Genomic DNA, 21,408 nt, shown 5'->3' on the forward strand with positions numbered 1-21,408 from the left:
CCTAAGATCATCCCGCACGGACCGTCCCCTCGGAGGACCCCCACATGCGCTCGCACCTGCTCAATGGCCTCACGGCGGAGCATTACCGCCGCTCCGTGACCGAAGGAGTCGAGCGGGTGGCGGCCAAACTCGCCACCACCGACCGTCCGTTCACCGGCGTCACCGTGGACGCCCTCTCCCCCGCCATCGACGCGATCGACCTCGACCGTCCGCTGGGCGACACCACCGCCGTCCTGGACGAGCTGGAGGACGTGTACCTGCGGGACGCGATCTACTTCCACCACCCCCGCTACCTCGCCCACCTCAACTGCCCGGTCGTCATCCCGGCGGTGCTCGCCGAAGCCGTGCTCAGCGCCGTCAACTCCTCGCTGGACACCTGGGACCAGTCGGCCGGCGGCACCCTCATCGAGCGCAAACTCGTCGACTGGACGACCGCCCGCATCGGCCTCGGCCCGGCCGCCGACGGCGTCTTCACCTCCGGCGGCACCCAGTCCAACCTCCAGGCGCTGCTGCTGGCCCGCGAGGAGGCCAAGCCGGGGCGGGCGGGGTGGGACGAGGGGACCCCGCTCGCCAGACTGCGCGTCTTCGCCTCCGAGGTCAGCCACTTCAGCGTCAAGAAGTCCGCGAAACTGCTCGGCCTCGGCCCGGACGCCGTCGTCTCCGTCCCCGTCGACCACGACAAGCGCATGCAGACGGTCGCCCTCGCCCACGAGCTGGAGCGCTGCGCACGCGACGGCCTGGTCCCGATGGCCGTCGTCGCCACCGCCGGCACCACCGACTTCGGCTCCATCGACCCGCTGCCGGAGATCGCCGAGCTGTGCGCCCGGTACGGCGTGTGGATGCACGTCGACGCCGCCTACGGCTGCGGACTGCTCGCCTCCCTGAAGTACCGGGACCGCATCCAGGGCATCGAGCACGCCGACTCCGTCACCGTCGACTACCACAAGTCCTTCTTCCAGCCGGTCAGTTCCTCCGCCGTGCTGGTCCGGGACGCGGCCACCCTGCGGCACGCCACCTACCACGCCGACTACCTCAACCCCCGCCGCGCGGTGCAGGAACGTATCCCCAACCAGGTGGACAAGTCCCTCCAGACCACCCGCCGCTTCGACGCGCTCAAACTGTGGACGACCCTGCGCACGATGGGCGCCGACGGCATCGGACAGCTCTTCGACGAGGTCTGCGACCTGGCCCGGGAGGGCTGGGAGCTGCTCGCCGCCGACCCGCGCTACGACGTCGTGGTCGAACCCTCCCTGTCCACGCTGGTCTTCCGCTACGTCCCGGCCGCCGTCACCGACCCGGCCGAGATCGACCGGGCCAACCTGTACGCCCGCAAGGCCCTGTTCGCCTCCGGTGACGCCGTCGTCGCGGGCACCAAGGTGGCCGGCCGCCACTACCTGAAGTTCACCCTGCTCAACCCCGAGACCCGGGCGGCCGACATCGCCGCCGTCCTCGATCTGATCGCCGGCCATGCCGAGCAGTACCTGGGAGAGTCCCTTGACCGCGCGTCCTGACAGCCCGACCAAGACCTACGACTTCGTGGGGATCGGGCTCGGCCCCTTCAACCTCGGCCTCGCCTGCCTCACCGAGCCCATCACCGGGCTGGACGGCGTCTTCCTGGAGTCCAAGCCCGACTTCGAGTGGCACGCCGGGATGTTCCTGGACGGCGCCCACCTCCAGACCCCGTTCATGTCCGACCTGGTCACCCTGGCCGACCCCACCTCTCCGTACTCCTTCCTGAACTACCTGAAGGAGAAGGGCAGACTGTACTCGTTCTACATCCGCGAGAACTTCTACCCGCTGCGCGTCGAGTACGACGACTACTGCCGCTGGGCCGCCGGGAAGCTGTCGTGCGTCCGCTTCGGCACCACGGTCACCGAGGTCGCCCACGACGACGGGCTGTACGTCGTGCGCACCGCGGCCGGGGGCACCTACCGCGCCCGGCACCTGGTGCTGGGCACCGGCACGGTCCCGTTCGTGCCCGAGGCGTGCCGGGGCCTCGGCGGGGACTTCCTGCACACCTCCCAGTACATGCACCGCAAGGCGCAGCTGCTGGAGAAGAAGTCCATCACCGTCGTCGGCAGCGGCCAGAGCGCGGCCGAGATCTACCACGAGCTGCTCGCCGGGATCGACGACCACGGCTACCGGCTCGACTGGGTCACCCGCTCCCCGCGGTTCTTCCCGCTGGAGTACACCAAGCTGACCCTGGAGATGACCTCCCCGGACTACATCGACTACTTCCGGTCGCTGCCCGAGGAGACCCGCTACCGCCTGGAGAAGCAGCAGAAGGGCCTGTTCAAGGGCATCAACGCGGACCTGATCGACTCCATCTTCGACCTGCTCTACCAGAAGAACGTGGAGAGCGGCGACCGCCCGGTGCCCACCCGGCTGCTGACCAACTCCACGCTGCGCACGGCCGCGTACCGGGACGGCGCCTACACGCTCGGCTTCCACCAGGACGAGCAGGACAAGGACTTCGAGATCGAGACCGAGGGCCTGGTCCTGGCCACCGGCTACCACTACACCCCGCCGGCCTTCCTCGACCCGATCCGCGACCGCCTCCGCTTCGACGGCCACGGCCGCTTCGACGTGGCCCGCAACTACGCCGTCGACGTCACCGGCCGCGGCGTCTTCCTGCAGAACGCCGGCGTCCACACCCACAGCATCACCAGCCCCGACCTGGGCATGGGCGCGTACCGCAACGCGTACATCATCCGAGAGCTCCTCGGCACCGAGTACTACCCGGTCGAGAAGTCCATCGCCTTCCAGGAGTTCGCCGTATGACCTTCACCTTCCGTCCCGTCGACCCCCTGAAGGACGCGGAGTTGCTGCACTCCTGGGTCACGCATCCCAAGGCGGCGTTCTGGATGATGCAGGACGCGCGGCTCCAGGACGTCGAGCGGGCCTACATGGAGATCGCGGCGGACGAGCACCACCACGCGCTGTTCGGGGTGCGCGGCGGTGACCCGGTGTTCCTGATGGAGAAGTACGACCCCGCGCACCGGGAGCTGGTGGGGCTGTACGAGGCGCGGCCGGGGGACGTCGGGATGCACTTCCTGACGCCGGCCACGGACCGGCCGGAGCACGGGTTCACCCGGGCGGTGATCACCGCCGTGATGGCGCACCTGTTCGAGGACCCGGCGGTGGAGCGCGTCGTGGTGGAGCCGGACGTGCGCAACACGGCGGTGCACGCCCTGAACGCGGCCGTCGGGTTCGTGCCCGAGCGGGAGATCGACAAGCCGGAGAAGCGGGCGCTGCTGAGCTTCTGCACCCGTGAGCGGTTCGAGAAGGCGGTGACCGCATGACCCTCGCCGATGCCGTGGCCCATCTGTCCCCCGAGCGGTGGGCGAAGGCCAACCGGCTGCTGGTGCGCAAGGCGCTCGCCGAGTTCGCGCACGAGCGGCTGATCACGCCCGAGGAGGACGGCGGCCGGTACGTGGTGCGCAGCGACGACGGGCTGACCGCCTACCGGTTCCGTGCCGTGCGGCGGGCCCTGGACCACTGGCAGATCGACGCGGACTCGATCACCCGGCACCGCGACGGCGGCGAACGGGAACTCGCCGCGCTGGACTTCTTCGTCGAGCTGAAGGAGTCCCTGGGGCTGAGCGACGAGATCCTGCCGGTGTACCTGGAGGAGATCTCCTCCACCCTGTCGGGCACCTGCTACAAGCTCACCAAGCCGCGGGTGACCTCGGCCGAGCTGACGCGCGCCGGGTTCCAGGCGATCGAGACGGGGATGACCGAGGGCCACCCGTGCTTCGTCGCGAACAACGGCCGGCTGGGCTTCGGCGTCCACGAGTACCTGTCGTACGCCCCGGAGACGGCGAGCCCCGTCCGGCTGGTGTGGCTGGCGGCGCACCGCTCGCGGGCCGCGTTCACGGCCGGGGTGGGGATCGAGTACGAGTCGTTCCTGCGCGAGGAGCTGGGCGAGGAGACGGTGGAGCGGTTCCGGGCCGTCCTCACCGGCCGGGGCCTGGACCCGGCCGACTACCTGTTCATCCCGGTCCACCCCTGGCAGTGGTGGAACAAGCTCAGCGTCACCTTCGCCGCCGAGGTGGCCCGCGGCCTGCTGGTCCTGCTCGGCGAGGGCGACGACGAGTACCTGGCCCAGCAGTCGATCCGCACCTTCTTCAACACCAGCGCCCCGCACAAGCACTACGTGAAGACGGCCCTGTCGGTCCTCAACATGGGCTTCATGCGCGGCCTGTCGGCCGCCTACATGGAGGCGACGCCGGCGATCAACGACTGGCTGGCCCGGCTGATCGAGGGCGACCCGGTGCTGCGGGCGAGCGGTCTGTCGATCATCCGGGAGCGGGCCGCCGTCGGCTACCGGCACCTGGAGTACGAGCGGGCCACCGACCGCTACTCGCCGTACCGCAAGATGCTGGCCGCGCTGTGGCGGGAGAGCCCGGTGCCGTCGCTGGAGGAGGGCGAGTCCCTCGCGACGATGGCCTCGCTGCTGCACGTCGACCACGAGGGCGCCTCCTTCGCGGGCGCGCTGATCGAGCGGTCGGGCCTCGCCCCGGCGGAGTGGCTGCGACGGTATCTGCGGGCCTACTACACCCCGCTGCTGCACAGCTTCTACGCCTATGACCTGGTGTTCATGCCGCACGGCGAGAACACGATCCTGGTACTGCGCGACGGGGAGGTGCGGCGGGCGATCTACAAGGACATCGCCGAGGAGATCGCCGTCATGGACCCGGACGCGGCGCTGCCGCCACAGGTGCGGCGCATCCGCGTGGAGGTCCCCGAGGACAAGAAGCTGCTGTCGATCTTCACGGACGTCTTCGACTGCTTCTTCCGCTTCCTCGCCGCGCAGCTCGCCGCCGAGGGCATCCTGGAGGAGGACGGCTTCTGGCGCACGGTGGCCGAGGTCACCCGCGCGTACCAGCAGGCCAATCCGCAGCTGGCCGACCGGTTCCGCCAGTACGACATGTTCGCCCCCGAGTTCGCGCTGTCCTGCCTGAACCGGCTCCAGCTGCGCGACAACAGGCAGATGGTGGACCTCGCCGACCCGTCCGGCGCGCTCCAGCTGGTCGGCACCCTGGAGAACCCCCTCGCCGCGTTCTGACGGCCCCGCGGACGGACGGGCACCCCGGAAGCACGGTCCTTCCGGGGTGCCCGCCGCTTTGCCGCCTCCGGTCAGCGCGCCGGCCAGGGGACCTGCGGCGAGCGGTAGTAGCGGATGCCGAGGGCGTCCCAGCGCGGGCCCTGCGCGGCCAGCCGTGCCCGGTAGTCGCTCCAGCCCAGGCGGGCGGCCGGGGACCAGCCCAGCTCGGCCGCCCCGGCGAGCCGGGGGAAGGCCAGGTACTCGATGTCGGCGGAGTCGCGCACGGTCTCCGTCCACAGGGGTGCCTCGATGCCCCGGACGGCCGCGCCGGGCACCCCGGCGAGATAGGCGCCCGGATCCCAGTCGTAGGAGCGCCGCACCTCCACCAGGCCCGCCCAGGTGAGGCCGATGCGGCTGGCTTCGGTGTACTTCATGTCGAGGTAGACGTGGTCGGCCGGGGACAGGATGAGGCCGGTGCCGTTGCGGGCGGCCTCGGCGACCTGTTCCTTCTCGGCGGCGCCGGTGCGGTCGCGGCCCCAGTACTGGGCGAGGGCCCCCGGGGCGGGGCGGGCGCCGGTGAGCTGGTGCCAGCCGATGACGGTCTTGCCGTAGCGGGCGACGACCGGCTGCACCCGGTCCATGAAGGCGACGTAGTCGGGGTGGCTGGTGGAGTGGGCCTCGTCGCCGCCGATGTGCAGGTAGCGGCCGGGGGTGAGGGCGGCCAGCTCGCGGATCACGTCGTCCACGAAGTCGTAGGTGACCTTCTTGGGCACGCACAGCGAGCTGAAGCCGACCTTGGTGCCGGTGTAGGGCGGGGGTGCCACGCCGTCGCAGTTGAGCCCGGCGTAGGAGGAGAGGGCCGCGTTGGTGTGGCCGGGCATGTCGATCTCGGGGACGACCTCCAGGTAGCGGGAGGCGGCGTGGCGGACGATCTCCCGGTAGTCGGCCTTGGTGTAGTAGCCGCCCGGGCCGCCGCCGACCTGGGTGGCGCCGCCGTGGGTGGCCAGGCGCGGCCAGGAGTCGATGGCGATGCGCCAGCCCTGGTCGTCGCTGAGGTGCAGATGCAGTTCGTTGACCTTGTAGAGCGCCAGTTGGTCGATGTAGCGCTTGACCTGGGCGACGGTGAAGAAGTGGCGGGAGACGTCGAGCATGGCGCCCCGGTAGGCGTAGCGGGGGCGGTCCTGGACGGTGCCGCCGGCGATCTGCCAGGGGCCGCGCTGCGCGGTCTTCCTCTCGACGGCCGGCGGGAGGAGCTGGCGCAGGGTCTGGACGCCGTGGAAGAGCCCGGCGGGGGTGCGCGCGGTGAGGGTCACTCCGCCGGCGGCGCTGTGCAGCCGGTAGCCCTCGGCGCCGAAGTCGCCCTCGTCCAGGCGGAGTCGGATGCCGCCGCCGCCGTGGTCGGTGAGCGGCAGCGGGTAGCCGGTGGAGCGGCGCAGGATGCCGGCGAGGTAGGCGCCGACGCGGCGGGCCTCGGCGGGGCCGTCGACGCGGACGCGGGTGGCGCGGGTGATGCGGTACGGCGTGCCGCCCGGGGTGACCGAGGCGGGTGCGGGGACGACGCGGTCCAGTGGGGTGGGCGGGGTCTGGGTGGCGGCCCGGGCCCCGGGGGCGTCGAGGGCGACGACGCCGGCCGTCGCGAGCAGGAGGGTGGCGAGGAGGTGGGGGAGGATCCGGGGAGTCGTGCCGTGGTTCGGTCTCACATGCGCTCCCATCGGTGGGGGGAGGTGACCGTCGAACGGGGTCTACCCTGACTGTCCCGCAGAACGGGTGAAACAATTCCTACATGGCGGACATCATCCAGAAGGACGGCACTTGGGCCTTCGACGGCGACGCGCTGCGCATCACTCCGGGCCGGGACAAGGGGGTGAGCCCGCTCCGCCGCGAGCTGGGCGAACTCGTGGTGCCGTTGGGCGCGTTGGCCGGTGTCTCGTTCGAACAGGGCCGGAAGTCGGGGCGGCTCAGGCTGCGGCTGCGCGACGGTGCCGACCCCCTCGTGCAGGCCACCGCCGGCCGGCTGGCCGAGCCGCACGACCCCTACCAGCTGGCCGTGGAGCCCGACCGGTACGGCGTGGCCGAGTACGTCGCCGACGAGGTGCGCACCGCCCTGCTGCTGGCGGGGGTCCCGGCCGGCCCGGTGGACGCGTACCTGCTGCCGGGGCCGTCGCTGCCGGTGTCCGCCTCGGCCGGCGACGGCACGGCGGGCTTCGACGGGGAGCGGGTGCGGCTGGAGTGGAACTGGAAGACGGAGGAGTCCAAGGCGTCGGCCGGTCCGCGCACGATCGCCCTGGCCGACCTGACCGGGGTGGAGTGGCAGCCGGCGGCCGGCCTGGAGAACGGGCACCTGCGGTTCCTGGTGCGCGGCGCCCCGGTCGGCGCGCCGCCCAAGTACGACCCGAACGCCGTCGAGCTGTGGGGGTTCCGGAAGGACCCGCTGATGGCCCTGGTGGCGGCGGCGGTGCAGGCCCGGCTGCCGCACCCCTCGGCCGCGCGGGCGGACGCGGGGCGGATCCCGGCGCAACGGGTCGGGGAGCCGACCGGGGAGCCGGCCGGGGACGACCACGACACGCTGCTGCGGCGGCTGCGGGAGCTGGGCGAGCTGCACCGTGGCGGGGTGCTGACGGACGAGGAGTTCGCCCTGGCCAAGCAGGCGGTCCTCAGGCGTCTGTGAGGACCGCCCGCGCCGCGGGGGCTACTTGGCGGTGCGGGACACCGTGAAGTGGTCGACGCGGTCGCCGGTCTCGGCGATGCCCGACACCTTCAGGGTGGCCTGGCGGCCCTTCGGCGCGGGGCTGACGTCCACGCGCAGGAAGGAGTAGTTCAGGTAGCGCACCCGGGACCAGCCGACGGTCTCGTGGACCTTGCCGTCCTTGGTGTTGACGAACGAGGCCACGGAGTCGGTCCCGTGCTCGTGGCCCTCGTAGGTGTCGGGGGCGGAGAAGGCGTACAGGCTGCGGCCGGCGGCGCCGGCGGTGACGTAGACCACGCCGTCGGTCTCGGGGTGGGCGGTGCCGCCGATGGGCAGCTCCTTGGCGACCCGGCCGTCCTTGATCACGTCGGTGCGCTCGTACTGGTGGTTGTGGCCGTTGATGACCAGGTCCACGGTGTACTTCTCGAACAGCGGGACCCACTCCTCGCGCACCCCGCCCTCGGAGGCGTGGGCGGTGGAGGTGCAGTAGGCGCAGTGGTGGAAGAAGACGACGACGAAGTCCACGTCCTTGGCGGCGCGGAACTTCTTCAGCTGTCCTTCCAGCCATGTCGTCTGGGTTCCGCCGGAGATGCCCAGGTTCGCCGGGATCTCGAAGGAGATGTCGTTGGCGTCGAGCGAGATGACGGCGGTGTTGCCGTAGACGAAGGAGTAGACGCCGGGGAGGTTCTTCCGGTCCGGGCCGTTGTCCGGCAGGGTCCAGCGGGCGTCCTCACCGCCGTAGCCGTTGGGCGAGTACCAGGCCTCCATGTCGTGGTTGCCGTACGCCGGCATCCACGGGACCTGCTTGGCGACGGTCTCGGTCTGGGCGAGGAAGGAGTCCCAGGTGCGCGCGTCGAAGCCGGTGTCGGCGGTCTTGCCCGCGCCGGACGGGTCGGCGTAGGCGATGTCGCCGGCGTGCAGGTGGAAGGCGGGGTTCTGGCCGAGCAGGAGGCTGTTGTTGGCCAGGCCGTGGTAGCCGACGCCCTCGTCGCCGAAGGCGGTGAAGGTGAAGGGCGCCTTGTGGGCGGGGGCGGTGGTGAAGGTGCCCACGGTGCCCAGCAGGTGCGGCTCGGCCGGGTCGAAGCCCTGGTGGCCGACGCCGTAGTAGTAGGTGCGGCCCGGGCGCAGGCGGGTGAGCCTGGCGTGCAGGTAGTACTGGGTGTGGTCGCCGCTCGCGCCGACCCCGGCCGGGGTGTGCAGGGTGCGGACCTCGGCCTCGATCGTGCGGGAGAGGTCCCAGGGGTGGGCGCCGATCCGGATGAAGGGCTTCTTGACGGCAACCGGGACCTGCCAGGAGACGGTGACCTCGGTGCGCGGGTCGTTGCCCCAGGCCAGGTGGCGGCCGAAGGGGGCGACACGGGCGCCGTCGACCGGGGCGGCGGGGGCGGCGTGCCGGGCGGGCACGGCGGCGCGGGCGGTGGCACCCGGCACGAACGCGCCACCGGTGACGGCGCCCAGGGTGACCGCGCCGCCCCTGATCATGGTGCGCCGCGAGAACCTGGCGCGCAGGTACTCGTGCTGTTCGGCCATGCTCATGCGCTCGGCCAGCTTCTCGGGAACGCCCATACGAGGAATGTCCATGGCGTCTGAAACTGGTCGGCTCGGGCAACGGGATGCGGGACTCCGGGTGGACGGCGGGCGAACAGGGCGCCATAAGAGTTTCAACAGCCCTCTGCCCGGAATCGGGCACGATTCTTGCGAAACCGGCGCCGGTACCCCAGGATCTACCGGGTGCACGACGAACTCGTAGATCATCTGACGCGGTCCACGCCCCTGAGCCGGGGCGAGGCACTGCGCGTGGTCCAGGACGTGCTCGCCTACTTCGACGAGACGACCCAGGAGTACGTCCGTCGCCGCCACCGCGAACTCCAGGCGCAGGGCCTGCTGAACGCGGAGATCTTCCAGCGGATCGAGGCGGACCTGAAATACCGGGCGGTGGCGCCGCCGGAGCTGACGCTCAGGCAGCTGCGCCGCATGGTCTACGGCTGAGCGAGACCGCGGCCCGCCCAGGACAGCCCGGCCCCCTCCGGCCCGGACCAGCGACACCCAAGGGATACCTCTCTATATGTGCGGAATTGTCGGTTACATCGGGAAGCGTGACGTCGCCCCCCTCCTCCTGGAGGGCCTCCAGCGCCTGGAGTACCGCGGCTACGACTCCGCGGGCATCGTCGTCACCTCCCCGAAGGCGCCCGGCCTGAAGATGGTCAAGGCCAAGGGCCGGGTGCGCGACCTGGAGGCCAGGGTCCCGGCGCGCTTCAAGGGCACCACCGGCATCGCCCACACCCGCTGGGCCACCCACGGCGCCCCCTCCGACGTCAACGCCCACCCGCACATGTCGGCCGACCAGAAGGTGGCCGTCGTCCACAACGGCATCATCGACAACGCCGCCGACCTGCGCCGCAAGCTGGAGGCGGACGGCGTCGAGTTCCTCTCCGAGACCGACACCGAGGTCCTCACCCACCTGATCGCCCGCTCGACGGCCGAGAAGCTGGAGGACAAGGTCCGCCAGGCGGTCCGGCTGGTCGAGGGCACCTACGGCATCGCCGTCCTGCACGCCGACTTCCCGGACCGGATCGTGGTGGCCCGCAACGGCTCCCCGGTCGTCCTCGGCATCGGCGAGAAGGAGATGTTCGTCGCCTCCGACATCGCCGCGCTGGTCACCCACACCCGCCAGATAGTGACCCTCGACGACGGCGAGATGGCCACCCTCAAGGCCGACGACTTCCGCACCTACACCACCGAGGGCACGCGCACCACCGCCGAGCCCACCACGGTGGAGTGGGAGGCCGAGTCGTACGACATGGGCGGCCACGACACCTACATGCACAAGGAGATCTCCGAGCAGGCCGACGCCGTGGACCGCGTGCTGCGCGGCCGCATCGACGACCGGTTCTCCACCGTGCACCTCGGCGGTCTCAACCTGGACGCCCGCGAGGCCCGGAGGATCCGCCGGGTGAAGATCCTCGGCTGCGGCACCTCGTACCACGCGGGCATGATCGGCGCCCAGATGATCGAGGAGCTGGCCCGCATCCCCGCCGACGCCGAGCCCGCCTCCGAGTTCCGCTACCGCAACCCGGTCGTGGACCCCGACACCCTGTACATCGCGGTCTCCCAGTCCGGTGAGACGTACGACGTCCTGGCCGCCGTGCAGGAGCTGAAGCGCAAGGGTGCGCGGGTCCTCGGCGTGGTCAACGTGGTCGGCTCGGCGATCGCCCGCGAGGCCGACGGCGGCGTCTACGTCCACGCGGGCCCCGAGGTCTGCGTCGTGTCCACCAAGTGCTTCACCAACACCACGGTGGCCTTCGCCCTGCTGGCGCTGCACCTGGGCCGCACCCGCGACCTGTCGGTGCGCGACGGCAAGCGGATCATCGAGGGCCTGCGCAGGCTGCCGCAGCAGATCTCCGAGATCCTCAAGCAGGAGGAGGAGATCAAGCGGCTGGCCCAGAGCTACGCCGACGCCCGCTCGATGCTCTTCATCGGCCGCGTCCGGGGCTACCCGGTGGCCCGCGAGGCGTCCCTGAAGCTCAAGGAGGTCTCCTACATCCACGCCGAGGCCTACCCCGCCTCCGAGCTGAAGCACGGTCCGCTGGCCCTGATCGAGCCGGCCCTGCCCACGGTCGCGATCGTCCCCGACGACGACCTGCTGGAGAAGAACCGCGCGGCCCTGGAGGAGATCAAGGCCCGCGAGGGCAAGATCCTCGCGGTGGCCCACCGGCACCAGGAGAAGGCGGACCAGACGATCATCGTCCCGAAGAACGAGGACGAACTGGACCCGATCCTGATGGGCATCCCCCTCCAGCTCCTCGCCTACCACACGGCGAAGGCGCTCGGACGGGACATCGACAAGCCGAGGAACCTCGCCAAGTCGGTCACGGTCGAGTAGGCGCGAGAGCAGAACGGACCCCCGCGTGTGCCACCTCCACGCGGGGGTCCTTCTCATGCCGCTCGCTGTCAGCCGGTGGCCGTCACCCGCCGGCCCGCGGCACGCCGGGACACCACCGTCGGCCAGTGCGCGAGCGCCGCCGTCGCCGCGTACCAGGCCACCGCCCCCGAGGCCACGGCCACCCATCCCCCGGCCCTCGCGAGGAGGGGGCTGCCGGCGAAGGCGGCGACGGCCAGCACCAGCATGGCCAGGAACAGCAGGCCGTACAGCAGCCGGCCGAGGCCGTCCCGCCCGGTGAGGGTCAGGGTGAGGGCGACCAGGGCGAACAGCACCAGGAAGAGACCGGCCGCGTTGGCCGGACCGCGGTCCGACACGGCCCAGGCGAACCACAGGGCGCCCAGGGCGACATATCCCGCGCCGGAGGCCGCGGCGCCGTCGTGCAGGGCCAGCAGGCCGACGAGGAAGAGGGTCACCCCGCCCACGTAGTGGGCGACGGTCGCGGTGTCGGAGGCGCCCACGCCGTGGATGACCCCGGTGGTGCCGAGCCCGAACGCCAAGAGGGTGAGGGCGAGGGCCAGCCGGCCGGCCACGGCGGTGCTCACGTTTCCCGCGGAGACGTCGTTGTCCACGGCGGGCTCCCTTCGTGCAGGTGCGGTGGTGCGATGCCCGGTATATGCCCTCCGCCGGGGCACGGACACCTGCTACGCGCCAGTAGGCCGCTTGCGCTTCAAGGGAGTTGAGGGGACGCCCCGCCCTAGGGGATGACGATCACGGGCCGCCGCGCCCGCTTGGCGAGCCGTCCGGCGACGGAGCCGAAGATCCGGCCGACGAGGCCGTGGGTGGAGCCGACGACGATCGCGTCGGCCTCGTACTCCCGCCCCACCTCTTCGAGTTCGTGGCAGATGTCCCCGCCCCGCTCGACCAGGATCCAGGGCACCTCGGCCAGATAGTCCGCGCAGGCCAGTTCGAGCCCCAGGACCTCGGTGCGGTGGTCGGGCACGTCGACGAAGACGGGCGGTTCGCAGCCGGCCCACACGGTCGTGGGCAGCCGGTTGGCGACGTGCACGATGATCAGGCCGGAGTGGGAGCGGTGGGCCATGCCGATCGCGTAGGCGAGGGCGCGCTCACTGGAGGTGGAGCCGTCGAAGCCGACGACGACTCCGTGTCGGAAGGCGGGGTCGCAGGAGGGACGTGAGTCCGCCGCCAGGGGATCGGCCGCCGTGGGGTCGGCGACCGGCCGCTTGCGGTCCGCGGGTTCGAAGAATTCGTGACCGGCCATGGCTGTCTCGGCGTTGTGATCCTTTATGGGAAGCGACGACAGTGTGCGGCGGAGCTGTGTCCGGGAAACATCTTCCCAAGCCCATACCCCCAAGGGTACGGCGGCACTCCTCCTGAGCCCAGATCCCGCGCACGCTCCGTGAGCGGTCCCCCGACATCCGTAGGGGTTCACCGGAGCATGCACGAGCCTCGCCCGTAACGCAATGGTTGCTGCCCCGTACAGGCGGTTTGCACGGCGTTCACAGGTGTACGGTCGGTGACCGGCCGGTCGAACGCGCGTTGAACCCGGGTGAGCCACCGCCACAGGGAGTACGAGATGCCCGGTCCCCGATCCAGCAGCGACCCCCGCCCCGCGCCGGACGCGGTCGGCGAGCTGATCCGGTGGGCGGCCTTCAGCTGCGTGCTCGTACCGGTCGTCCTGCTCTGGTACGGCACCTCGCTGGCCGGCGCCGCCGGCACGGCCCTCGGCCTCACCGCCGTCACGGCCGCCTGCCGGGTGCTGCTGCGCCGGTCCGAGCGGTGTGCCGCGCGTTGCGCCACGCAAAGGGGCGGGCGCCGCACGCGGGGTCAGACACCGGTCGACTGACCTGTTTTCGCGCCTCGGGACGCTGCTTTTCAGCCAACTTCTGGTTATCGGCCAAGAGGGCTCCGACCCACCCTCCAATCCCCGTTCCACCTGCAAGGAAAGGGTCCGCAGGCCGGCGTGCACCCTATGCGGTTTGGCCACTGCGACAAGGCGCACTTCCCTGCACGCCTCGTGAGTGCAACGCTTCGTGATCGAATGCTTCACGCCAAGTTGTCATGTCGACAATGTCCGGCGTGTCGAACTTGGTCACCGCGTGATCGCGGGAGCCAGTAAATTCGATCTTGACTGTCTTTACGGCGGGGGACTCGTGCAGGACCGAGGGGAAACGTGCAGGAGCGACACAACCGAGGAGCCGCGACCACCGAGGGGGGCTTAGCAGTATGAGCCACGACTCCACTGCCGCACAGGATGCCGCAGCCCGGAAGCTGTCCGGGCGTCGCCGTAAGGAGATCGTCGCGGTGCTGCTGTTCAGCGGCGGCCCCATCTTCGAGAGTTCCATTCCGCTGTCGGTGTTCGGCATCGACCGCCAGGACGCCGGCGTACCGCGCTACCGCCTGTTGGTGTGCGCGGGCGAGGAGGGCCCCCTGCGGACCACGGGGGGCCTGGAACTCACGGCGCCGCACGGGCTGGAGGCGATCTCCCGCGCCGGGACGGTCGTCGTGCCGGCCTGGCGGTCGATCACCTCGCCGCCGCCGGAGGAAGCACTCGACGCGCTGCGCCGGGCACACGAGGAGGGCGCCCGCATCGTCGGGCTGTGCACCGGCGCCTTCGTGCTCGCGGCGGCCGGACTGCTGGACGGCCGCCCGGCGACCACCCACTGGATGTACGCGCCGACGCTGGCCAAGCGCTATCCGTCGGTGCACGTCGATCCGCGGGAGCTGTTCGTCGACGACGGCGACGTGCTGACGTCGGCGGGCACGGCGGCCGGGATCGACCTCTGCCTCCACATCGTGCGGACGGACCACGGCAACGAGGCGGCCGGCGCGCTCGCCCGGCGCCTGGTGGTCCCGCCGCGCCGGTCGGGCGGGCAGGAGCGCTACCTCGACCGGTCTTTACCCGAGGAGATCGGCGCCGACCCGCTCGCCGAGGTCGTCGCCTGGGCGCTGGAACACCTCCACGAGCAGTTCGACGTGGAGACGCTGGCGGCACGCGCCTACATGAGCCGCCGCACGTTCGACCGCCGGTTCCGCTCGCTCACCGGGAGCGCGCCGCTGCAGTGGCTGATCACGCAGCGGGTGCTCCAGGCGCAGCGGCTGCTGGAGACGTCGGACTACTCGGTGGACGAGGTGGCGGGCCGCTGCGGCTTCCGCTCCCCGGTGGCCCTGCGCGGCCACTTCCGCCGCCAGCTCGGCTCCTCCCCCGCCGCCTACCGGGCCGCCTACCGGGCCCGCCGGCCGCAGGGCGACAAGCCGGGCGAGCCGGAGCAGGCGGTGCCGGTGTCCGGCCCGCAGGGCGCTCCCGCGGGCCTGTCCGGCCCGGGCCCGGTGAGCGGTCCCGCCCCCGCGCTGCTCCACGAGCACCGCGACGGCGGGGTCCCGCTCCAGAGCCGCCGCGCCCCGGCCGGCGCGGTGGGCCTGCTGCCGGGCCCGCGCAGCGGTAACTGAGCGCACCGGAAGGGGGCGGGCACCTCCCGCCCCCTTCCCGGCTCCTCGCCCGGCTCCGCAACCGCGACGACGGCCCTTCCCGCGGGGCACGGGGGCACCCAAAAGCTCAGGTGCGCTTTAGGGTGGTCGCATGAACGATCGCATGGTGTGGATCGACTGCGAGATGACCGGCCTCTCGCTGTCCGACGACGCGCTCATCGAGGTGGCCGCCCTCGTCACCGACTCCGAGCTGAACGTACTCGGCGAGGGGGTGGACATCGTCATCCGCCCGCCGGCCCGGGCGCTGGAGACGATGCCGGAGGTGGTGCGCCAGATGCACACCGCGTCCGGGCTGCTCGCGGAGCTGGAGCGCGGCACGACCCTCCGGGACGCCGAGGAGCAGGTCCTGGCGTACGTACGCGAGCACGTGAAGGAACCCGGCAAGGCCCCGCTGTGCGGCAACTCCGTCGGCACCGACCGCGGCTTCCTGCTGCGGGACATGCCGACCCTGGAGGACTACCTCCACTACCGGATCGTCGACGTCTCCTCGATCAAGGAGCTGGCCCGCCGCTGGTACCCGCGGGCGTACTTCAACAGCCCCGAGAAGAACGGCAACCACCGGGCCCTCGCCGACATCCGCGAGTCGATCGCCGAGCTGCGCTACTACCGCGAGGCCGTCTTCGTGCCCCAGCCCGGCCCGGACTCCGAGACCGCGAAGGCGATCGCCGCCCGGCACGTCGTCCCCGCGCCGTAGCCGCCCCGTGACCGCCCGCGCGAAAACGTGTGCGCGAGCACCCCTGAGAACCCTGTAGACTTCTTCTCGGCCGGTCGGGGAAACGACAAGTTCCACTGCCGGTCATGGTGGGTGTAGCTCAGCTGGTAGAGCACCTGGTTGTGGTCCAGGATGCCGCGGGTTCGAGTCCCGTCACTCACCCCGAGTGATCAGCCGGTGACTCCGTCGGAAGACGGAGTCACCGGCTGATTCGTTTTCCCCTCCTCCGCTTCCTCCACCGCCGGGGCCCGCACGGGCCCCGGCGGTGGAGTGCGTCACGACGACGCCCGGACCACCAGCTGCACCGGCAGCACCGCCCGGCGGGGGGCCGTCTCCCGCGCCGCGGCCGGGCCCCGGCCGGCGATCTCCGTGAGGAGCAGGTCGATCATCGAGCGGCCCATCTCCTCGATGGGCTGGCGGACACTGGTGAGCGGCGGGTCCATGTGGCGGGCGATGGCCGAGTCGTCGTAGCCGACCAGCGCCACGTCCTCGGGGATCCGGCGGCCCGCCTCGCGCAGCACCTGGCGGGCGCCGGCCGCCATCACGTCCGAGCCCGCGAAGACCGCGTCCAGGTCGGGGTGGCGGCCCAGCAGGGTGGTCATCGCGCGCCGGCCGCCCTCCTCGGTGAAGTCGCCCGGCTCGATGAGGAGTTCGTCCGCCGGGTGGCCCGCGTCGGCGAGGGCGTCGCGGTAGCCGTCGGCGCGGCGCTGGGCGCCGTAGACGTCCAGCGCGCCGGTGATGTGCGCGATCCGGCGGCGGCCCCGGGACAGCAGGTGTTCCACGGCCGCGCGGGCGCCGCCGTAGTTGTCGGAGTCCACCGAGGTGAGCGATTCGGCCGCCGAGCGCGGGCCGCTGATCACGGCCGGGATCTCCAGCTCGGCCAGCAGGTCGGGCAGCGGGTCGTCGGCGTGCACGGAGACCAGCAGCACGCCGTCGACCCGGTGCGCCGCCAGGTACTGGGCCAGCCGCTGCCGCTCCCGGTCGCTGCCCGCGAAGATCAGCAGCAACTGCATCTCGGTGTCGGACAGTTCCGCGCCGACCCCGCGCAGCATGTCGGAGAAGTAGGGCTCGGCGAAGAACCGGGTCTCCGGCTCGGGGACGACCAGCGCGATGGCGTCGGTGCGGTTGGCGGCGAGGGCGCGGGCGGCGGTGTTGGGGACGTAGCCCAGTTCCGCGACGGCCGCCTCGACCGCGGCGCGGGTGGCGTCGCTGACCCGGGGCGAGCCGTTGATCACCCGGGAGACCGTGCCCCGCCCGACCCCGGCCCGCGCGGCGACCTCCTCCAGGGTGGGCCGCCGGCCGCCCCGGCCCCTCACACCGTTGCCTGCCATGGTCGCCGCCTTCCGTTCACCGCCGTCAGGCCAGGAATGTAACAGCGTGACGGCGGCGCCTTCGATTCCGCGGGCCGCGGCGGACCCGGCCGGGGGCCGGGGCCGGACCCGCCGCGGCACGGCCGTCAGGCGGGCAGGGCGTTGTTCCGGATCACCTCGGCGTACCAGCGGGCGCTGGCCTTGGGGATGCGGCGCTGGGTGGCGTAGTCGACGTAGACGGCGCCGAAACGCTTCGAATAGCCGTAGGACCACTCGAAGTTGTCCAGCAGGGACCACAGAAAGTAGCCGCGCACGTCGGCCCCGTCGGCGATGGCCCGGCGGACGGCGTCCAGGTGGGAGTGGAGGTAGGCGATGCGCTGCGGGTCCTCGACCCGTCCCTCGGGGGAGACGTAGTCGTCGAAGGCGGCGCCGTTCTCGGTGACCATCAGCGGCAGCCCGGGGTGCGCGGCGGACAGCCCGGTCAGCAGGGTGTGCAGCCCACTGGCGTCGATGGCCCAGTTCATGGCGGTCAGGTCGTCGTTGGCGAGGTGGAAGGCGACCTGCTCGGAGCCGGTCCACGGGGAGTGGTCGCTCGCGCCGTGGCCGTCGTTGCGGGTGCTGGCGGCGCCCTCGGCGGGCAGCGAGACCACGGTCGGCGCGTAGTAGTTGACGCCGAGCACGTCGAGGGGGCGGGAGATCTCCGCCAGGTCCCCGGCGCGCACCAGGTCCTCCCAGTCGACCAGGTGCGCGGTGTCGCGCAGCAGGTCCTCGGGGTAGGCGCCGTCGAGCAGCGGGCCGGTGAAGATCCGGTTGCCGACCGCGTCGATGCGGCGCGCGGCCTCGGCGTCCTCGGGGCTGTCGGTGAGCGGGCGCACCTGGTGCAGGTTCAGGGTGATGGAGACCTGCGCCGAGGCGGGCAGGTTGGTGCGCAGGGCGCCGACGGCCTCGCCGTGGGCCAGGTTCAGGTGGTGGGCGGCGCGCAGGGTGGCGGCCGGGTCGGTCCGGCCCGGGGCGTGCACGCCGGAGCCGTAGCCGAGGAACGCCGAGCACCAGGGCTCGTTCAGGGTGGTCCACAGCCCGACCCGGTCGCCCAGGGCGCGGGCGGCGAGGGCGGCGTAGTCGGCGAACCGGTGGGCGGTGTCGCGGTGCGGCCAGCCGCCCGCGTCCTCCAGCTCCTGCGGCAGGTCCCAGTGGTAGAGGGTGGCGACCGGGGTGATCCCCGCCTCCAGCAGGGTGTCGGTCAGGCGGCGGTAGAAGTCCAGGCCGCGCTCGACGGCCGGGCCCCGCCCGGTGGGCTGCACCCGGGGCCAGGAGATGGAGAACCGGTAGGCCTTGAGGCCGAGGTCCTTCATCAGCGCGACGTCGTCGCGGTAGCGGTGGTAGTGGTCGGCGGCGATGTCACCGGTGTCGCCGTTGCGGATCTTGCCGGGGGTGTGGCTGAAGGTGTCCCAGATGGAGGGGGTGCGGCCGTCCTCGGTGGCGGCGCCCTCCACCTGGTAGGCGGCGGTGGCGGCACCCCAGACGAAGCCGGTCGGGAAGGAGGTGTCCGAGGCCGGCTGGACGGTGGTCTCGGGGCGTACGGCGGTCATGGTGAGAGCGCTCCCAAAGCGAAGAGGAAACGGAGGGCGGACTGCGGTCCGGCCGTGCGGGAGAGGGAGGCGGGCAGAGCCCGGTCCGTGGTCGTTGGCCCGCGGCCCCGGGGGGCCGGGGGTGCCCGGTCCGGTACGGCCCGCTGCGGGGCGGATGGATGAGGTGGGCCGTACCGGACCGGGCACGAGGGGTGGGCCGGCGGGCGGAGCGCGCCGGCGGTGGGACGCGGGACGGAGACGGGGGCGGGGCCGGCGGGCGGGGCGCGCGCCGGCCGCGGGGCGGGGACCGGTGCGGCGGGCCGGTCCGGTGGCGCGCCGGCCCCGCGGCGGGGGCCGGCCCGGCGGCGGGGGCGGTCAGCCCTTGACCGCGCCCGCCATGATCCCCCCGACGATCTGCTTGCCGAAGATCACGAAGACCAGCAGCAGCGGCAGGGTGCTGATCAGCGCACCGGCCATGACGATGCTCTGGTCGGGCGTGTAGGAGGCGCTGAGCTGGCCGAGCGCCACCTGGATGGTGGGGTTCTGCTGGTTCAGCGCGAGGAAGGGCCAGAAGAAGTCGTTCCAGGCCTGGACGAAGGTGAGCATGCCCAGCACCATCATCGCGGGCCGGGCCACGGGCAGCACCACGCTCCACACGATGCGGATGTTGCTCGCCCCGTCCACCTTGGCCGCCTCGATCAGCTCGTACGGCAGCGCCTCGAGGAGGTACTGGCGCATGAAGAAGACGCCGAAGGCGCCGACCAGGGTCGGGAAGATCACCGACTCCAGCTTTCCGCCCCACCCGATGTCCGACATCATCATGAACAGCGGGACGACGCTGAGCTGGGGCGGGATCGTCAGCGTGGCGATGACCGCGGTCATCAGCACGTTGCGGCCCCGGAAGCGCATCTTGGCGAAGGCGTACCCGGCCAGGGTGCAGAAGAACAGGGTGGCGACGGTGATGCTGCCGGCCACGATCACGCTGTTGACGATGGCCTTGCCCAGGTTCGCCTGGTCCCAGGCCGCCTGGAGGTTGCTCCACAGCCGGCCGCCGGGCACCAGCGGCGGGGGGCTGTCCAGGACCCGCTGCTGGTCGTGCGAGGCGGCCACCAGCGTCCAGTACAGCGGGAAGATCGAGCCGAGGCCGACGACGATCAGGGCGGCGTAGGTGAACGGGCCGCCCCGCAACTGCTGGCCGGCGCCCAGGCGCAGGCGGCCCGGACCCTTGCCGGGGGCGGGGGGAGTCGGTGCCGGGACGAGGTCCGGCGAGGTCTTGGTGGGACTGGTCGTGGTCATCGATGTCGCTCCCGTCAGGCCGCGTTCTTGCGCACGAACCGGCCGACGATCCAGTTGATCAGGGCGATCAGCAGCAGCAGGACGAGCATGGCCCAGGCCACGGCCGCCGCCGGTCCCAGATGACCGAGCTTCCAGCCGTAGTTGAACAGGTAGATGCTGAGCGTCTCGTACTGGTGCTCGCTGCCGCCGATCGAGCCGAGGGTGCCGCCCTGGAGCAGCAGCGGCTCGCCGAACAACTGCATCGAGCCGATGGTCGAGATGACGATGGTGAACAGGATCGTCGGCCGCAGCGAGGGGATGGTCACCTTGCGGAACTGCTGCCAGCGCGACGCCCCGTCGATGGACGCGGCCTCGTACAGATCGGTGGGCACGGCCTGCATGGCGGCCAGGTAGATGAGGGCGTTGTAGCCGGTCCACCGCCAGATCACGATGACCGAGATGGCGATCTTGGACGTCCAGGTCCCGTTGCCCCAGTTGACGTTGCCGGCGCCGAAGAAGTGCAGCACCCAGTTGAGGATGCCGCCGTCGGCGCGGAAGACCAGCGCGAAGACCAGGGCGGCCGTGGCGACCGAGGTGGCGTACGGGGTGAGGATGACGGTCCGCCAGAAGGTGCTGGCGCGCAGCTTGTAGTTGAGCAGGTGGGCCAGGCCGAGGGCCACCAGCAGCTGCGGAACGGTGGAGACGACACCGATGACGAAGGTGTTGGAGACGGCCGTCCAGAACTCGGAGTCCTGGAGGATCCTGGCGAAGTTGTCCAGGCCGACCCACTCGGACTGGTCGAGTCCCGTCATCTCCACCCGGTGCAGGGAGATCCAGCCGGTGTAGAGCAGCGGGTAGAGCCCGAAGGCGCCGAAGATCAGGAAGAAGGGGGCGATGTAGGCGTACGGCGACGCCTTGTCGTCGAAGCGCCACAGCCGGCTGCGCCATGTGCCGCGTCCTTTGGACGCTGCGCCGGAGCCGCCGGGCGGCGGGGTGTAGGCACCCCGGGCGGGGGTTGTCGTTGCCACGGAGGGAGTCCTTCCCTGGAGGTTTCGGCCGGTGGGGGCGGATGAGGGGCCGGTCCGCCGCTCCCCGCGCGGATCGGTACGGTGGCGGACGACCCGTGCCGCGGCCTGACGTGCGTGTGGGGCGGAGCCCGGCCGTCGGCCGCCGGTCCCCGCCGGTGACGGCGCGGCGGCGCCCTGTGCCGGGCACCGCTCCACGTCGTCGGGCGCTCACCCGCCCGGGCCTTCGGTCCCCGTGCCGCGCACCGGTCTGCGCTGTCCGGCGGCGGGGGGCGGGGAGCCCGTGCGGGCGGGGGGGGGGGGGGGGGGGGGGGGGGGGGGGGGGGGGGGGGGGGGGGGGGGGGGGGGGGGCGGTGGGGGGGGGCGATGCAGTTCCTGCCCCTCAGCCCCCGCTT

At 71.9% G+C, this 21,408-nt stretch carries 18 protein-coding genes and 1 tRNA gene; 11 read left to right on the forward strand and 8 right to left on the reverse strand.

The window, feature by feature from the left end:
• Positions 1–44: 44 nt before the first annotated feature.
• Genes desA through ACZ63H_RS08965 form a run of 4 tightly spaced genes read left to right on the forward strand, consistent with a single transcriptional unit; the run spans position 45 to position 5,068 of the window.
• The gene (gene desA / locus ACZ63H_RS08950; RefSeq protein WP_469863134.1) at positions 45–1,511 is read left to right on the forward strand and encodes a lysine decarboxylase DesA; all 1,467 of its coding nucleotides are present in this window, start codon (positions 45–47) and stop codon (positions 1,509–1,511) included.
• Positions 1,495–2,781, forward strand: a complete 1,287-nt coding sequence (locus ACZ63H_RS08955) for a lysine N(6)-hydroxylase/L-ornithine N(5)-oxygenase family protein (protein WP_469863135.1) — start codon at positions 1,495–1,497, stop codon at positions 2,779–2,781. Before desA ends, ACZ63H_RS08955 begins: the two co-directional genes overlap by 17 nt.
• A complete protein-coding gene (locus ACZ63H_RS08960) occupies positions 2,778–3,302 on the forward strand; it encodes a GNAT family N-acetyltransferase (RefSeq protein ID WP_469863136.1) in 525 nt (174 codons plus the stop codon). The genes ACZ63H_RS08955 and ACZ63H_RS08960 overlap by 4 nt, the downstream gene beginning before the upstream one ends.
• Positions 3,299–5,068, forward strand: a complete 1,770-nt coding sequence (locus ACZ63H_RS08965; RefSeq protein ID WP_469863137.1) for an IucA/IucC family protein — start codon at positions 3,299–3,301, stop codon at positions 5,066–5,068. The genes ACZ63H_RS08960 and ACZ63H_RS08965 overlap by 4 nt, the downstream gene beginning before the upstream one ends.
• 71 nt (positions 5,069–5,139) lie before the next feature.
• Here the strand turns inward: ACZ63H_RS08965 and ACZ63H_RS08970 are convergent, their stop codons facing one another.
• Positions 5,140–6,747: a beta-N-acetylhexosaminidase gene (locus ACZ63H_RS08970; RefSeq protein ID WP_469863138.1), complete on the reverse strand. Its 1,608-nt coding sequence runs from the start codon at positions 6,745–6,747 to the stop codon at positions 5,140–5,142.
• Between the two features lie 83 nt (positions 6,748–6,830).
• Here ACZ63H_RS08970 and ACZ63H_RS08975 point away from each other — a divergent pair, with 83 nt between their 5' ends.
• Positions 6,831–7,715: a DUF4429 domain-containing protein gene (locus tag ACZ63H_RS08975; protein WP_469863139.1), complete on the forward strand. Its 885-nt coding sequence runs from the start codon at positions 6,831–6,833 to the stop codon at positions 7,713–7,715.
• A 21-nt stretch (positions 7,716–7,736) separates the two neighbouring features.
• Here the strand turns inward: ACZ63H_RS08975 and ACZ63H_RS08980 are convergent, their stop codons facing one another.
• Positions 7,737–9,299 carry a purple acid phosphatase family protein gene (locus tag ACZ63H_RS08980; RefSeq protein WP_469863140.1) on the reverse strand — a complete coding sequence of 521 codons (1,563 nt, stop codon included), beginning with the start codon at positions 9,297–9,299 and terminating at the stop codon, positions 7,737–7,739.
• A gap of 165 nt (positions 9,300–9,464) precedes the next feature.
• Between ACZ63H_RS08980 and ACZ63H_RS08985 the strand changes: the two genes are divergently transcribed.
• Together ACZ63H_RS08985 and glmS are read left to right on the forward strand one after the other, a co-directional pair.
• Entirely contained in the window at positions 9,465–9,722 is a 258-nt protein-coding gene (locus ACZ63H_RS08985; protein WP_359044690.1) for a hypothetical protein, read from the forward strand.
• A 76-nt stretch (positions 9,723–9,798) separates the two neighbouring features.
• Positions 9,799–11,616: a glutamine--fructose-6-phosphate transaminase (isomerizing) gene (glmS, locus tag ACZ63H_RS08990; RefSeq protein WP_469863141.1), complete on the forward strand. Its 1,818-nt coding sequence runs from the start codon at positions 9,799–9,801 to the stop codon at positions 11,614–11,616.
• A gap of 68 nt (positions 11,617–11,684) precedes the next feature.
• Here glmS and ACZ63H_RS08995 read toward each other — a convergent pair whose 3' ends face one another.
• On the reverse strand, positions 11,685–12,245 hold the full coding sequence (locus ACZ63H_RS08995; protein WP_469863142.1) for a hypothetical protein: 561 nt from the start codon (positions 12,243–12,245) through the stop codon (positions 11,685–11,687).
• Between the two features lie 125 nt (positions 12,246–12,370).
• A complete protein-coding gene (locus ACZ63H_RS09000) occupies positions 12,371–12,895 on the reverse strand; it encodes a universal stress protein (protein ID WP_469863143.1) in 525 nt (174 codons plus the stop codon).
• A gap of 315 nt (positions 12,896–13,210) precedes the next feature.
• Between ACZ63H_RS09000 and ACZ63H_RS09005 the strand changes: the two genes are divergently transcribed.
• The 4 genes from ACZ63H_RS09005 (at position 13,211) to ACZ63H_RS09020 (ending at position 15,997) form a co-directional block, all read left to right on the forward strand.
• Positions 13,211–13,480, forward strand: a complete 270-nt coding sequence (locus ACZ63H_RS09005) for a hypothetical protein (protein WP_469863144.1) — start codon at positions 13,211–13,213, stop codon at positions 13,478–13,480.
• Between the two features lie 380 nt (positions 13,481–13,860).
• On the forward strand, positions 13,861–15,084 hold the full coding sequence (locus ACZ63H_RS09010) for a helix-turn-helix domain-containing protein (RefSeq protein WP_469863145.1): 1,224 nt from the start codon (positions 13,861–13,863) through the stop codon (positions 15,082–15,084).
• 130 nt (positions 15,085–15,214) lie between these two features.
• Positions 15,215–15,817: an oligoribonuclease gene (gene orn / locus ACZ63H_RS09015; protein WP_358689621.1), complete on the forward strand. Its 603-nt coding sequence runs from the start codon at positions 15,215–15,217 to the stop codon at positions 15,815–15,817.
• Between the two features lie 107 nt (positions 15,818–15,924).
• Positions 15,925–15,997: transfer RNA gene (locus ACZ63H_RS09020), tRNA-His, on the forward strand.
• Between the two features lie 113 nt (positions 15,998–16,110).
• Here the strand turns inward: ACZ63H_RS09020 and ACZ63H_RS09025 are convergent.
• The 4 genes from ACZ63H_RS09025 to ACZ63H_RS09040 all read right to left on the reverse strand — a co-directional run bounded on the left by ACZ63H_RS09025 (position 16,111) and on the right by ACZ63H_RS09040 (position 21,016).
• Positions 16,111–17,166 carry a LacI family DNA-binding transcriptional regulator gene (locus tag ACZ63H_RS09025; RefSeq protein ID WP_469863146.1) on the reverse strand — a complete coding sequence of 352 codons (1,056 nt, stop codon included), beginning with the start codon at positions 17,164–17,166 and terminating at the stop codon, positions 16,111–16,113.
• Between the two features lie 125 nt (positions 17,167–17,291).
• A complete protein-coding gene (locus ACZ63H_RS09030) occupies positions 17,292–18,734 on the reverse strand; it encodes a GH1 family beta-glucosidase (protein WP_469863147.1) in 1,443 nt (480 codons plus the stop codon).
• A gap of 354 nt (positions 18,735–19,088) precedes the next feature.
• Complete coding sequence (locus tag ACZ63H_RS09035) at positions 19,089–20,009, reverse strand: carbohydrate ABC transporter permease (protein ID WP_469863148.1); 921 nt, start codon at positions 20,007–20,009, stop codon at positions 19,089–19,091.
• Positions 20,010–20,023: 14 nt separating this feature from the next.
• Positions 20,024–21,016, reverse strand: a complete 993-nt coding sequence (locus ACZ63H_RS09040) for a carbohydrate ABC transporter permease (protein ID WP_469863149.1) — start codon at positions 21,014–21,016, stop codon at positions 20,024–20,026.
• Positions 21,017–21,408 lie beyond the last annotated feature (392 nt).

The sequence above is a fragment of the Streptomyces sp. NPDC104831 genome (assembly GCF_055583025.1).

Excerpts from the sequence above, each read along its gene's own strand:
- desA (WP_469863134.1), top strand. The coding sequence starts at position 45 with ATGCGCTCGCACCTGCTCAATGGCCTCACGGCGGAGCATTACCGCCGC.
- ACZ63H_RS08960 (WP_469863136.1), top strand. The coding sequence starts at position 2,778 with ATGACCTTCACCTTCCGTCCCGTCGACCCCCTGAAGGACGCGGAGTTG.
- ACZ63H_RS08965 (WP_469863137.1), top strand. The coding sequence starts at position 3,299 with ATGACCCTCGCCGATGCCGTGGCCCATCTGTCCCCCGAGCGGTGGGCG.
- ACZ63H_RS08975 (WP_469863139.1), top strand. The coding sequence starts at position 6,831 with ATGGCGGACATCATCCAGAAGGACGGCACTTGGGCCTTCGACGGCGAC.
- ACZ63H_RS08980 (WP_469863140.1), bottom strand. The coding sequence starts at position 9,299 with ATGGGCGTTCCCGAGAAGCTGGCCGAGCGCATGAGCATGGCCGAACAG.
- glmS (WP_469863141.1), top strand. The coding sequence starts at position 9,799 with ATGTGCGGAATTGTCGGTTACATCGGGAAGCGTGACGTCGCCCCCCTC.
- ACZ63H_RS09000 (WP_469863143.1), bottom strand. The coding sequence starts at position 12,895 with ATGGCCGGTCACGAATTCTTCGAACCCGCGGACCGCAAGCGGCCGGTC.
- ACZ63H_RS09005 (WP_469863144.1), top strand. The coding sequence starts at position 13,211 with ATGCCCGGTCCCCGATCCAGCAGCGACCCCCGCCCCGCGCCGGACGCG.
- ACZ63H_RS09010 (WP_469863145.1), top strand. The coding sequence starts at position 13,861 with ATGAGCCACGACTCCACTGCCGCACAGGATGCCGCAGCCCGGAAGCTG.
- orn (WP_358689621.1), top strand. The coding sequence starts at position 15,215 with ATGAACGATCGCATGGTGTGGATCGACTGCGAGATGACCGGCCTCTCG.
- ACZ63H_RS09025 (WP_469863146.1), bottom strand. The coding sequence starts at position 17,166 with ATGGCAGGCAACGGTGTGAGGGGCCGGGGCGGCCGGCGGCCCACCCTG.
- ACZ63H_RS09030 (WP_469863147.1), bottom strand. The coding sequence starts at position 18,734 with ATGACCGCCGTACGCCCCGAGACCACCGTCCAGCCGGCCTCGGACACC.
- ACZ63H_RS09035 (WP_469863148.1), bottom strand. The coding sequence starts at position 20,009 with ATGACCACGACCAGTCCCACCAAGACCTCGCCGGACCTCGTCCCGGCA.